We start from the raw sequence: 12994 nt of genomic DNA, 5'->3' as shown, positions 1-12994 counted from the left end.
TTCCCCCTCGCGTCAGACGACTGTCGGACGACTGACGCGGCAGTTTACTGCGATATTAAGCGGTCAGACTTTGAACACGATGCGCTGTTCGGTGCGCACGTCGTCTGGCTCGACGGTTTTGCCCCCGACATCGACAGGTTGACCGGCGGACAGCTTTCCGAACGCCGGCCCCTCGGGGACGCCGAGTTCGGCGGCGGTCGAGGGGTCGAACGCCTCCCGGCGCGCGACGACGGCCCGTTCCGTCCGTTCGACGGAGTCGTACTTCTCTCGGAGGACGTCCGCGAGTGCCGCGACGAGTTCGTCGTACGCGCCTTCCTCCGGGAGTGCGGCGCGCCCCCGCGCCTTCGTCCCTCCGTCGATAGTCTCGTAGGCGACGGAACGGTCGTGAATCGCCGCGAGGGCGGACTCCGCGTCCACGCCGCCCGCCTCCGAGAGCAGTTCGTCCGGAAGCGAGACCACCTCGTACTCCGCCGCGTCCGCCTTCCCGAGGCGCAGGCCGTCTTCGACCGGCGAGAGGTCAGATTCGAGGCGGTCGAGGAAATCGAGGGGGACGCCCGTCGCCTCCCGAACCCACGACTCGTCGACGACGCGGTAGCCGAGTTCGTCGAGGACGGCTTCGAGTTCGGGGCGGTCGTCGTCCACGACGGCGTACTCGGCGTCGGACGCCTCGAAGGCGCGCCGGAGGACGTCGCGGTTCGCCTCCGGGTCGCCCATCGCGTCTAACTGCCAGTCCGCGCCGACGTGGCCGACGGCCCAGTCCGTCTCGCGGACGATGCGCGTGAAGCGCGGCGCGTAGTGGCCGCCGCCGAAGCCGACGAGCTGTCGGTCTCGGTCGGCGTCGGCGTTCGAGAGGTCGAGAACCGCCGCCGCCACGGCGCGCGCGCCCGCCGGGTCCTCCCACTCAGACTCGCCGCTTCCGAGTTCGACGAACATGGAGGGCGCGCCCGCGTCGGTCGGACCGTGGTGGGTGCACTCGATGCCGACGTCGTACTCCTCGGGGGCGTGTTCGGCGAGGGCCTTGACGACGCGCTTCTGTGCGTTCGGGCAGGCGCGGGCGAACGCGCCGGGTTCGCCGCCGTACTCGGCGGGGCCGAAGTTGCCCGTGAAGTGCGCCGTCAGGAGCGGTCCCGTCTCGCCCGCGTGCCGGGAGACGAACGCGACGAACTCGGGGTCCTCGGAGAACGCGTCGGCCACCCGGCCGAGTTCGATGTGGAGGCCGTCGAACTCCCGGAGTTCGAACTCGCCGCGGCGGTAGTACGTTCCGCCGCCCTCGCCGTCCGGGCGGGAGCCGTCGGTCCGTTCGTCCCAGTCGGCCAGTTCCAACAGGCGGTCGCCGATGTGGGCCGATGCGCTGTCGGCGCGGCTGACGACTACGGCTATCACGAGAAGAAGTCGCCGCGCCGCGATGTAAAGCGCGTCGAAGGCGGTCGGTCCGGTCAGTCCGCCTCGACGTCCGTCGGCAGGGGTTCACCGCGGATGGTCGCGGCGGTGATGCGGGTGAGCCGGCGGAAGTCGTCGAAGCGCTGCGCGACGAGTCCGACTCCGAGGATCATGTAGACGACCGAGTAGCCGACGAGCAGGTAGATGGAGTACGTCTCGGCCAGCGGTTCCGCGACGGTTTGGATGATGAAGAACTCGGCGACGACCTGCGAGACGAACAGGACGAGAAGCGCCACCGCCTCGCGGACGCTAATCTCGAAGTTCATCAGGATGGCCAGCGCGAAGAAGCTCTGCGCGGCGGTGAGCCAGATTTCGGCCGCCTGCTTGAAGTCGAACGGGAGCATGCCGTACCGGCCCAGCGCGATGCTGTAGACGACGACGAGCGTCCCGATGAGCAGCGTCCACTGGTTCAGTTTCGAGGAGATGAGGGCGTTGAACGCCGCGGTGGCTCTGGCCTTGTTCACGAGGTACGCCGTGACGATGAGTTCGGGACTCTCGCTCGCCAGCGGCGCGAACCACTGAATCATGAAGAACTCGGGGATGCCGAACTGGAGGCCGATCTCCTCTAAGCCGTGCGCGAACGGTTCGACGGCCGTGAAGATGAGAAAGCCCGAGTAGGCGAAGAGCGTCAGCACCGCGGGGATGCGCACGCCCTTCTTGCGCGCTTGGAAGTACGCGGGGACGCCGACCTGTTCTTCGTGCTCCTCCGTGTCGCCGCGGATGATGATGCCGATGTAGGCGAAGTAGAGGCCGACGAGGACGACGGTGTCGAACCAGTCGATGCCGCCGTGGAGGGGGACGAAGAAGGCGAACACCGTCGCGGCGAACAGGAAGAGGATCTCGGTGGAGATGCTCGGGTCGAGTTGCACCGCGTCGCGCAGCGTGCCCGGCTTGTCCACGACGTCGTCCTTCGAGTCGGGGAGCTGCGACGCCTTGTAGATGGAGAACAGCGCGATGCCCGACCAGCCGAGGCCGATGAGGATGCGGTTCGCGCCGGTCATGTTGGCGACCGCGAGGTTGGCCGCGTTGGGGTCGCTCGCGGCCTGCCACGCGTACAGCGCGTCGACGGCGTACTCGGGCGCGACGGCGAGCACCGCGAGCACCGCAAGCGCGAACGCCCGCGGCACGTCCTTCTCGGCGGTTTCGGCGCCCCACGCGAGGAGGAACGACGCGCCGAGGACGGCGATGCCGCTGATGGCGACTCTGGTAATCGTCGAAACGCTCTCTGCGGACCCGGTCGCCCACAGCCCGACCCACGGGAGAGTCAGGAGGACCGTCGCCGCGACGGCGACGAGCGGATGGCGAAGGCGTGAACTCATCGTAAACCGTTCAGTTCCCCGTCCGCCTATCTTTTATGCTTCCGACAGCAGACCGCGCTTCCCGCGCGAGACGCGTCGTTACCCGCCATATCGTCGGTTTCGCGCCGGGGAAGTGCCGATGTGCGAGCGACCCGCGCGGCGAAATTGTCCGCCGCCCCGTCCGCGGACCGCGGGCGAGCCGTCTCGGGGTCTTTTAAGCCGCCCCCGGTCCGAGAGGGACGCATGAGCATGCAGGTGTTCGGACTGGTGGGCAACCCCGTCGGCCACTCGCTGTCGCCGCCGATGCACGAGGCGGCGTACGAGGCCCTCGGGATGGACGCGCGGTACGTCACCTTCGAACCCGACCCCGACGGCGTGGACGCGGCGTTGGCGGGGGCGGACGCCCTCGGCATCTCGGGGCTCAACGTCACCATCCCGTTCAAGGAGGACGCGCTCTCTCACGTCGAACCGGACGAACTCGCCGAGCGAATCGGCGCGGTCAACACTGTCGATTTCGGCGGCGACGGCGCTCCGCGCGGCTACAACACCGACGCGGCGGGCGTCCGCCGCGCGTTCGAACACCACGGCGTCCGTCTCGACGGCCGCGAGGCGGTGGTCGTCGGCGCGGGCGGGGCGGGACGCGCCGCCTCGTTCGCTCTCGCCGACGCCGGCGCGTCGGTCCACGTCGCTAACCGGACCGTTGAACGGGCGGAGTCGTTGGCCGCGGACGTGTCGGGCGCGACGGCGGGCGGTCTGGACTCGCTCTCCCGCGTCGGCGACGCGGACGTCCTCGTCAACGCGACGAGCGTCGGGATGGAGTCCGACGAGACGCCCGTCCCCGCCGAACACCTCCACTCGGACCTCGCGGTGTTGGACGCCGTGTACACGCCCATCGAGACGCGACTGCTCCGCGACGCCGCCGACGCGGGCGCGACGACGGTGGACGGCGCGTGGATGCTCCTGTATCAGGGCGTGGAAGCCTTCGAACGCTGGACCGGCCGCGACGCCCCGGTGGACGCGATGAACGAAGTGCTCCGTTCGGAGTTGAAATGAACGCCTCGGTCCGCTTCGGGGTAACGATTTTTAAATAAGCGCAGGACATATTGAGATACAATGGGCATATTTGACAGGATTGTGTCGTCGTTCCGGTCGCTTCTCGGCCGCGACACGTCTTCGGACGGCGAATCTTCGGCGCGAGAGACCCGCGTATCGGTCGAGCGCGACACTCGGACGGACGCCGACGACGCTGCCGAGAGTACGTCGGCGAGCGGTCGGACCCCGTCCGGTGACGTCGCAGAACAAGGTTCTGTGGGCGGCGAGACGCAGTCTCGCGACGTTGACGAGTCCGAGACGGATGAATCGGTCGCCTCCGAGACGGACGCGACGGCGTCCACCGGGTCGGTCGTTGACGAGGAGACGACCGACGAACCGGAGGAGGCCGCCGAGCCCTCCGAAGCGGTCGAAGTCGGCGGCGACGAACGGAGCGAGCTAGACTCCGACGACGAGGCGGACGAGACGGCCGACGAGAGCGTCGCGGCGGACACCGACGCCGCCGCCTCGACCGGGTCGGTCACCGACGAGGGGACGACGGACGAACCCGCGGAGTCCGCAGAGCCCTCGGAGGCGGCGGAACCGACCGAGGCCGACTCCATCGAGGGCGAGGCCGCCGGCGCCGACATCGTCGAGGAGGCCGAACCGGAGGACGAACCGTTCGAGGGCGAGTCGTCCGAGGACGACGCGACCGGCGACGAGTCGGTCGGCGACGAGGCGGCGGACGAACCGGTCGACAACGTGAAGGGCATCGGTCCGGCCTACGCGGAGCGACTGTCCGACGCCGGCGTCACCACCGTCTCGGAACTCGCCGGCGCCGACGCCGAATCGCTCGCGGACGAGATCGGCGTCTCCGACAAGCGCATCGGTCGGTGGATAGACCGCGCGAAAGAGCGCCTCGAATCCTAATACGGTTTTTTTCGCCGTCCGAGTTATCCCGCCGAACCGCCTCCGGAGCCGTCGCGAAACCGTTTACCCCCCGCCGCCGTACTCTCCTCCATGACCGAATCGGACATCGCCGTCGCGACGCCGCGGGCGGCGTTTCGCTCGACGGCGGCGGCGGCGCCGGACGGCGCGCGCGTCCCCGTCGAAGTCCGCGTCGTCGCGTCCGACCCGTTCGCCGCGTACCGCCGGGTTCGGAGCGACGACGCCGACGGCTTCTTCTACGAGACAACCGGTGGACAGCCCGGATGGGGCGCGTTCGGCGTCGAACCCGTCGAACGACTCCGCGTCGGGTCGGAGGCGGTCACCCTCCGCGACGCCGACGCGACCCGCGGCCCAGACGCCGACGGACTCGATCCGTCGAGCAACCGCGTCCTCCGCGGTGACGCCTCGGCGACGTCGCCGTCGCTCTCCGCCCTCGACGCCCTCCTCGACTCGGAGACGCTCGTCCGCGGCGACACCGGGTGCGACGTGCCGTACCCCTGCGGCCTGTTCGGGTGGCTCTCGTACGACGTGGCCCGGGAACTCGAATCGCTGCCGGGCGGGGCGGAGGACGACAGGGGACTCCCGCGCCTGCAACTCGGCCTGTTCGACCGCGTGGCGACGTGGAGCGAACCGCGACCGGACGGGGAGTGCACGCTCCGAATCACCGCGTGTCCGCGCGTGCCCGCCGGGAGCGACCCCGACGACCTGTACGACCGCGCCATCGCCCGCGCGACGAACCTCGCGGAGGCGACGCTCTCGGGCGAGACGGCCCCGAGCGATCCGCCCGTCGAGACGGACGAAGCGCGGTTCGAGAGCGACTGCGACCGCGAGGCGTTCGCCGACCGAGTGCGGACGGTGAAGCGGTACATCCGCGAGGGCGACACCTTCCAAGCGAACGTCTCGCAGCGACTCGTCGCGCCCGCGGCGGTCCACCCCGTCGCCGCGTACGATGCGCTCCGGCGCGTCAACCCCGCGCCGTACTCCGGCCTCGTGGAGTTCCGCGGGACCGACCTCGTCGGCGCGAGCCCCGAACTCCTGTTGGACGTCGAGGGCGACAGACTCGTGACCGAACCGATAGCGGGCACGCGGCCCCGCGGGGCGACGCCCGCCGAGGACGACGAACTCGAACTCGACCTGACGGCGGACGAGAAGGAACGCGCCGAACACGCGATGCTCGTGGACCTCGAACGGAACGACCTCGGGAAAGTCTCCGAGTACGGGAGCGTCGAGGTGTCGGAGTACCGGCGCGTGGACCGCTACTCCGAGGTGATGCACCTCGTGAGCGTCGTGGAGGGCGTCCGCCGACCGGACGTGTCGATAGCGGACGCCGTCGCCGCCGTCTTCCCCGGCGGCACCATCACGGGCGCGCCGAAACCCCGGACGATGGAGATAATCGACGAGGTGGAGTCCACCCGCCGCGGACCGTACACCGGGAGCGTGGCCGCGTTCGGCTTCGACGACCGCGCGACGCTCAACATCGTCATCCGGACGCTGGTCCGCCGCGGCGAGGAGTACTTCCTCCGGGTCGGCGCGGGAATCGTCCACGACTCGGACTCCGACGCCGAGTACGACGAGACGCTGGCGAAGGGGCGGGCACTCGTCACCGCCATCGACGAGGCACTCGCCGCCGAGGGTCGCGGGATGAGCCTCGACGGGGACGCCGACGGTTCGGACGCCGCGGACGCGGCGGAGGGCCGACGATGACCCGCGTCCTCGTCGTGGACAACTACGACTCGTTCGCCTACAACCTCGTCCAGTACGTCGGCGAGTTCGCCGAGGAGGTGGTCGTCCGCCGGAACGACGCCGTCGATACCGACGGCATCCGCGCGATGGACCCCGACGGAATCGTCGTCTCGCCCGGCCCGGGAACGCCCGCAGAGGCGGGCGTCTCGATACCGATCTTCCGCGACCTGCGGTACCCGACGATGGGCGTCTGTCTCGGCCACCAAGCCCTCTGCGCCGCACTCGGCGCGCCCGTCGTCCGCGCTCCCGAGGTGGTCCACGGGAAGTCCTCGCTCGTCTCCCACGACGGGAAGGGCATCTTCCGCGGGATGGCCGACCGCTTCGAGGTGGGTCGCTACCACTCGCTGGCGGTCGAACGCGACGACTTGCCCGCCGGCCTCACTGAGACGGCGCGGACCGACGACGAACGCGAAGTCGTGATGGGCGTCCGCCGCGACGACGGGCCGCACGTCGGCGTGCAGTTCCACCCCGAGAGCATCCTCACCGCCGAGGGGAAGCGCCTCGTCGCCAACTTCGTCGCCGCCTGCGGCGACGGGGAGGACGCCGATGTCTGAGGATTCCGACCTCCTGTACCACGTGAACGGCGAGTTGGTGCCCGCCGACGAAGCCGCGGTGAGCGTCCGCGACAGGGGCTTCATGTACGGCGACGCGGCGTTCGAGACGCTCCGCGCCTACGGGGGCGACGTGTTCCGGTGGGGGACGCACGCCGACCGCCTCCGGGAGACGTGCGACGTCATCGCTCTGGACCACGGCCTCTCCGACGCGGACCTGAAAGCCCGCGTGGACGAGACGCTCCGCGGGAACGAACTCGACGACGCCTACGTCCGACTCTCCGTCACGCGGGGCGTCCAACCCGGCAAACTCACGCCCGGCGAGGCGGTGGACCCGACGATCGTCGTCCTGGTGAAACCCCTTCCTCGGGGCGGACGCGGAAGCGATCCCGCGTGGGACGGCCCCGCGTCGTTGCAGACGGTGAAGACGCGGCGCGTCCCCGACCGGTCGATCCCCGCGCGTGCGAAGACGCACAACTACCTCAACGGCATCCTCGCGCGCCTCGAACTCCGCGTCACGGATGCTGACGAGGCGGTGATGCTCGATTCCGAGGGCCGCCTCGCCGAGGGCGCGACGAGCAACCTCTTCTTCGTCCGCGAGGACGCCCTCTGCACCCCGTCGCTCGACGGCCCGGTGCTGCCGGGCGTGACGCGCGCGGAGGTTCTGGACATCGCCGCCGAGGAGGGCATCCCGGTTCGGGAGAGGGCGTTCACCCCCGACGATCTACGAAACGCCGCGGAGGCGTTCGTCACGAACACGACGTGGGAGGTGCGCCCCGTGGAGTCGGTGGACGGCATCGACGTCGGCGGCGGCCCGGTGACGATGCTCCTCTCCCGCGTGTTCGACGACCGGGTGGAACGAGAACACTACGCAGACGACGCGACGGAGCCGAACGGGCAATAAATTCGAAGACCGTCAGCTTTTGAAGACACCGACTCGGAAGGCCGGTATGGACGACTCGCGCCGAATCGTCGCCGCCGACGACGTGCCCGAGGACGGCACGCTTCTCTTCACCGTCTCGGAGGGCGGCGACCGGACGGAAGCGATTCTCACCCGCCTCGACGACGGGGCCATCGTGGCGTTCTCGAACTACTGCCCCCACTGGACGGACGTGCGACTCGACAAGGGGGCCGGTGCGCTGGTCCGAAACGGCGAACTCGTCTGCCAGAAACACGGTGCGACGTTCGAACGCGACTCGGGAGTCTGTGACTTCGGCCCCTGCGAGGGCGCGGTGTTGGAGACTATCGACGTGACCGTCGAGGACGGGTCCGTGCTGTTGACCGACGACGACTACGCGTTCGAAAATCTCGGCGCGGCGCAGGAGTACGACCGGTCGTCGGGCAACCAAATCGGGTTCTGAGCGACTCTCCCGTGGGTGTACGGCGTCTCTACCCGCTCGTTTCCGTCCCGGGGCCGACCGACGCAAAGTTGACGACGACGAACGCGACCAGCAGGACCACCGCGAGGGCGGCGAACGACAGCGACAGGGTACGTCGGCTCGCCGACGAGAGGCCGAGGCGGTCACCGACCCCTTCGGTCGCCAACAGCGCCGATAGGACCTACGAGAGACCGATAGCCGCGATCCAACCGCCCCCGAGGGCCGACACGGGGACCAGCAGAAGGCCGTAGCCGAACACCGCCGCCCCGACGAGGACGGCCAGCACGACGCCGACGGCGAATATCCCGGACGCGGTCGATTCGACCGATTCACTAGTAGTCAAGTGTAGACGTACGGCGTCTGGCAGGATAACCGTTCTACGACCGCGAGACGCGAAAATTCGGCGCTTAAAGGGGTCGTGTTCGGTAAACCATAGCGGGAGGGAGATTTCAACCTCGGTCGCTCACGTCCGTTCGCTCCCCGATTCAAATCTACTCGATGTTACTCGCACCGACAGTCACGATTCTACGCCGAGACGAGACTCGGCGTTCGGTTGGTGACTGTCGGAGAGAAGTAGCGGGAGGTAGATTTGAACTACCGATCTCCGGGTTATGAGCCCGGCGGAATCTCCTGGCTATCCCATCCCGCTACATGGTTCAAACTCCGGCTGACGGTTAAGGGTTATGTTTCGGGCGCCGTATGCTAATTTCCACCGTTCGTCACGGCCGTGAGATGCGCCACGTGAACGTGCTCTCGGCGACGTAGTTCACCAGCATCGAGGCGGCTATCGCGATCGGAATCGGGATGACCTGCCAGAAGTCGAAGCCGAACAGGACGACCGAGAGGTCGATCTGGCGAAGCGACCGGACGATGAGGAACTGGAGGGCGAGGCCGCCGCTTCTGACGAGATTCGACGTGAGGAAGCGCCGAACCGTCGGGAGCGTTCCGCCCGCGCCCTCGTCGGCGAACGTCCAGTTCTCGTTGATGACGAACATGACGACGATGGCGACTTCCGCGCCGACGAGCTTCGCGTACTCGCCGAGGACGCCGAGGAGGACGATGAGCGCCGTCGTCGTCGTCATGTCGAAGACTGCGCCCACCGCACCGACGGAGACGAACTTGCCGAAGCGAACGCCCGAGAAGAGGGCGTCTAGCGAGCGATTGCTCATCCTCAGTCGGCCTCTGTCGCCTCGACGGAGTCGGTCAGACGGTTCACGAGAGTCGGCCTGTCCGTCCGCGTCGTCTCCAACAGTTCGTGGACGCGATCCTCACTGATGATGCGGGCGCGGTGCCGCGAGAGGAGGAGGCCGCGGGCGAGGCGGAACGTCGTCTCGACCGGCGAGACGGTCGAACCCGGCCGGTCCTCCCAGCGGACCGGCACCTCGGCGACGCGGTAGTCGAGGGCGTCGGCGACGGCGATGAGTTCAATGTCCCACGCGAACCCCGGATCGTACAGGTGGTCGCGGACCTCTACCCACGCGTCCGAGGCGATGGCCTTCGCGCCGCACTGGTAGTCGTAGAGACCCACGTCGAGGAGTCGCCGCGCCAACCACGCGAACCCGTCGCCGAGGCGTCGCCGGGCGAACGTCTGGTGGGAGGCGACGTCCGCGCGCGGGTGTCGCCGCGACCCGACGGAGAGGGAGGCGTCGCCGTCCGCGACGGGGGCGACGACGTCCGCGAACGAGTCGGCCGGCGTGCTACCGTCCGCGTCGGCGAAGGCGAGGACGTCCACCTCCGACGCGAGCGATTCGAATCCGGCGGTGATTGCTGCACCCTTCCCGCGGCGGTCGGCGACGGCGTTCACGGTTACGAACTCGGGGGCGTCGCGGAGGTGGGCGAGGACCTTCGGGCGGGGGTCGTCCAGTTCGATTCGGACGAGTTCGGGGGTCAACTGGTCGTCGAGGGAACGTACGTACGAGAGGAGGCGTTCCGGGTCGGGCCGGTACGCGGGCACCACGACCCCGACGGTACGGTTCATTGGAGACCCATACCGCCTTCGGGGTAAAAAACGAACCGTTACTTCCGCCCTCTTGCAAAACGGACGGACGAGACGACACGCCGCCCCGCGAGTCCCTCGGCGGCCGTGCCATCGTCGAACGCATCATAAAGTGTATGCACCGTGGCCGCCCTCTGACCTATAGAACGCGATGGAGTACGCCCTCGTCATCCGCTGGTTGGTCCTCTACGCCGTACTGTTCGCGGCGGGACTGCCACTCGCCGCCCGCCTCCTCCCCGACGCCGCGGGGCGAGGGGCCGGACTCGCTCTCCCCGCCGCCCTCCTCGTACTGACGGTGCCCGCCTACTGGGTCGGTCAGATCTCGTTCGGTCCGATAGCCCTCGCCGCGGGCGTCGTCGCCCTCCTCGTCGCCGCCGCCCTCGCGGCGTTCGACGCCGACGCCCTCCGCGACGGGCGCGCGGATCTCGCCGTCGATATCGACGTCAGGGCCGCGGGAGACGCCTTCGCCGTGTTCACCGCGGCGTTCCTCTTCGTCGTCGCGATCAGGGCGTTCGACCCCGCGGTGTTCCCCGCCGGCGGCGAGAAGTTCCTCGACTTCGGCCTCCTGAAGACGCTCGAACGCTCCTCGACGCTCCCGCCGGAGGACTTCTGGTTCGCGGGCGAACCGGTGAAGTACTACTACGGCGGCCACCTGATGACCACGCTCCTCTCGTGGCTCAGCGGGACGGAACCGCGCTTCGCGTACAACCTCGCCCTCGCGGGGTTCTACGGCGCAGTCGTCACCGCCGCTTTCGAACTCGCCGGCGCGATCGGCGCGGAACGCGGCGTCCCCCGTCGAATCGCCGGCCTGTTCGCGGCGTTCTTCGTCGGGTTCGCGAGCAACCTCGTCACGATGGGTCGCTTCGCGCTCCTGGCGTTGCCGGATGATCTCCAACGGACCGCCGCCGAGTTGATCGCAGAGCAGACCGAGTACGCGGTGTCCGACGTCCTCGCGGGCGCGGGGTCGTTCTCCTACTGGAGCGCGAGCCGCGTCATCCCGGGGACGATCAACGAGTTCCCCCTGTTCGCGTGGTTGAACGGCGACCTGCACGCGCACATGACGGGGACGCCGTTTCTCCTCCTCGCGGCCGCCGTCGGGTTCGCGTACTACCGGACGCCCGACGCGAACCGCCGCCGGCGGCGCGCGCTCGTCTTCGGTGCGGTGCCCCTCGTCGCGTCGTGGCAGGCCGTCCACAACACGTGGAGTTTCCCGAGCGTCCTCGGTCTGGCGTGGTTGGCCGTCGCCTTCGCCCCCGCCGCGCCGTGGTCGCTCCTCCCGGGCGTGGGGGCGGTCGGTCGCCGCGCCGCGTCTCGCTCTCGACTCGCCGCGGAGGCGACGCGCGTCGCGTCGGCGTTCGTCGCCGTCGGCGTCGCCGCCGTCGTCGCCGTCGCCCTCGCGTCGCCGTTCCTCTTCGGCGCGGCAACGGGCGCGGGCGGACGCTCGATCGAACTCCTCGGCCCGGAGATGCGGAGCGGGTTCGGCGGGTTGCTGTTCGTCCACGGCGCGTTCATCGCCGCCTTCGGCGCGTACCTCCTCGCGCGCCTCCGCGTCGAACGGCCGGCGTACGTCGTCGGCGCACTCGCCGCCGCCGCGTTCGTCGCCCTCGAAATCGGCTTCGCCGCCCTCGCGGTGGTCGTCCCCCTCCTCGTCTTCGGGTGGGTCGCCCTGCGGACCGACCGCCCCGTCGGGTACGAGACGGTCCTGATAGTCGGCGGGGCGGGCATCGTCACGCTCGTCGAACTCGTCTACGTGAGCGAACAGGCCGGGCCGGGGCGCATGAACACCGTGTTCAAGACGTACATGCAGGTGTGGATGCTCTGGGCGACGGCGATGGGCGTCGTCCTCCCGTCGCTGGTTCGGGGCGTCCCGGCTTCGGCGTCCGACGCCGCGAGCGACGTCGCCGAACGGAGTTCGGCGGCCCGTGAGACAGCGTCCCGCGACGTACGGTCGCGGGCGGGATCCGTCGCCACCGACGGCGGGCGCGTCCCGTGGCGGCGGTTCGCCGCCGCCGCGTTCGTCGTCGCCCTCGTCGCCTCCACGTCCGTCTACGGCGTGATGGCCCTCGGTAACCACTTCCAGCAGGGGCCGCCCGGCGGGACGACGCTGGACGCGACGCAGTTCGTCGAGACGTACCACCCCGAACAGGCGGCGGCCATCGACTGGCTCGATAAACGGGAGGGGACGCCCACGCTGTTGGAAGCGCCGGGGACGCACTACTACCCCGGCGGGAACGACGGGCGGACGAGGGTGATGTACAACTGGAACGCCAGCGCCGCGTCGTCGCTCACCGGCGTCCCCTCCGTCGCGGGGTGGGCGCACGAAGTCGGCTACCGCGGCGACGAGGTGTACTACGACCGCGTCCGCGACGTGGACGCGATGTTCACGGGCGACGCGGAGACCCGCGCGGACCTGTTCCGCGAGTACGACGTGCGGTACATCTGGGTCGGACCGAGCGAGAGACACCGCTACGGCGACGTTTCCTTCGAGATGGAGGGCGTGACGGTGGCCCACCGGTCGGGCTCCGTCACGATATACGAGGTTCACCCCGACCGGCTACCGGGCGCGTCCGGCGGGTCGGCGACCGAGAACGAGTCCGCGTGAGCGTCGCG

13 protein-coding genes and 1 tRNA gene are annotated in these 12994 nt (G+C 69.3%); 7 read left to right on the top strand and 7 right to left on the bottom strand.

Annotated features, from left to right (window positions below; genetic code table 11):
* Nucleotides 1-63: 63 nt before the first annotated feature.
* Complete coding sequence (locus ACZ522_RS14745) at nt 64-1383, bottom strand: D-aminoacyl-tRNA deacylase (RefSeq protein WP_379698035.1); 1320 nt, start codon at nt 1381-1383, stop codon at nt 64-66.
* A gap of 53 nt (nt 1384-1436) precedes the next feature.
* Nucleotides 1437-2759 (bottom strand): sodium:calcium antiporter, encoded by a 1323-nt coding sequence (locus ACZ522_RS14740; protein WP_379698038.1) that lies wholly within the window; start codon nt 2757-2759, stop codon nt 1437-1439.
* A 228-nt stretch (nt 2760-2987) separates the two neighbouring features.
* On the opposite strand from ACZ522_RS14740, the gene ACZ522_RS14735 reads away from it, so the two are divergent.
* The 6 genes from ACZ522_RS14735 (at nt 2988) to ACZ522_RS14710 (ending at nt 8370) form a co-directional block, all read left to right on the top strand.
* Nucleotides 2988-3791: a shikimate dehydrogenase gene (locus ACZ522_RS14735; protein WP_379699908.1), complete on the top strand. Its 804-nt coding sequence runs from the start codon at nt 2988-2990 to the stop codon at nt 3789-3791.
* A gap of 255 nt (nt 3792-4046) precedes the next feature.
* Nucleotides 4047-4697: a helix-hairpin-helix domain-containing protein gene (locus ACZ522_RS14730; RefSeq protein ID WP_379698041.1), complete on the top strand. Its 651-nt coding sequence runs from the start codon at nt 4047-4049 to the stop codon at nt 4695-4697.
* A 90-nt stretch (nt 4698-4787) separates the two neighbouring features.
* On the top strand, nt 4788-6419 hold the full coding sequence (locus ACZ522_RS14725) for an anthranilate synthase component I family protein (protein WP_379698043.1): 1632 nt from the start codon (nt 4788-4790) through the stop codon (nt 6417-6419).
* Nucleotides 6416-7012, top strand: a complete 597-nt coding sequence (locus ACZ522_RS14720) for an anthranilate synthase component II (RefSeq protein WP_379698045.1) — start codon at nt 6416-6418, stop codon at nt 7010-7012. The genes ACZ522_RS14725 and ACZ522_RS14720 overlap by 4 nt, the downstream gene beginning before the upstream one ends.
* Complete coding sequence (locus tag ACZ522_RS14715; protein WP_379698048.1) at nt 7005-7913, top strand: aminotransferase class IV; 909 nt, start codon at nt 7005-7007, stop codon at nt 7911-7913. Before ACZ522_RS14720 ends, ACZ522_RS14715 begins: the two co-directional genes overlap by 8 nt.
* A gap of 46 nt (nt 7914-7959) precedes the next feature.
* The gene (locus ACZ522_RS14710; RefSeq protein ID WP_379698051.1) at nt 7960-8370 is read left to right on the top strand and encodes a Rieske (2Fe-2S) protein; all 411 of its coding nucleotides are present in this window, start codon (nt 7960-7962) and stop codon (nt 8368-8370) included.
* Between the two features lie 28 nt (nt 8371-8398).
* On the opposite strand, the gene ACZ522_RS14705 is transcribed toward ACZ522_RS14710, so the two are convergent.
* The 5 genes from ACZ522_RS14705 to ACZ522_RS14685 form a co-directional block, all read right to left on the bottom strand.
* The gene (locus ACZ522_RS14705; protein ID WP_379698054.1) at nt 8399-8554 is read right to left on the bottom strand and encodes a hypothetical protein; all 156 of its coding nucleotides are present in this window, start codon (nt 8552-8554) and stop codon (nt 8399-8401) included.
* A gap of 15 nt (nt 8555-8569) precedes the next feature.
* On the bottom strand, nt 8570-8731 hold the full coding sequence (locus ACZ522_RS14700) for a hypothetical protein (protein WP_379698056.1): 162 nt from the start codon (nt 8729-8731) through the stop codon (nt 8570-8572).
* Between the two features lie 231 nt (nt 8732-8962).
* Nucleotides 8963-9037 (bottom strand) — tRNA-Met (locus tag ACZ522_RS14695).
* A 70-nt stretch (nt 9038-9107) separates the two neighbouring features.
* A complete protein-coding gene (locus tag ACZ522_RS14690) occupies nt 9108-9557 on the bottom strand; it encodes a GtrA family protein (protein WP_379698058.1) in 450 nt (149 codons plus the stop codon).
* A 2-nt stretch (nt 9558-9559) separates the two neighbouring features.
* Nucleotides 9560-10366, bottom strand: a complete 807-nt coding sequence (locus ACZ522_RS14685) for a glycosyltransferase (protein WP_379698060.1) — start codon at nt 10364-10366, stop codon at nt 9560-9562.
* 169 nt (nt 10367-10535) lie between these two features.
* Between ACZ522_RS14685 and ACZ522_RS14680 the strand changes: the two genes are divergently transcribed.
* Complete coding sequence (locus ACZ522_RS14680; protein WP_379698063.1) at nt 10536-12986, top strand: DUF2298 domain-containing protein; 2451 nt, start codon at nt 10536-10538, stop codon at nt 12984-12986.
* Nucleotides 12987-12994 lie beyond the last annotated feature (8 nt).

Source organism: Halopelagius fulvigenes, assembly GCF_055398025.1.
The sequence above is the reverse complement of the archived record's forward strand: the minus strand, read 5'-3'. Positions and strand labels throughout refer to the sequence as shown.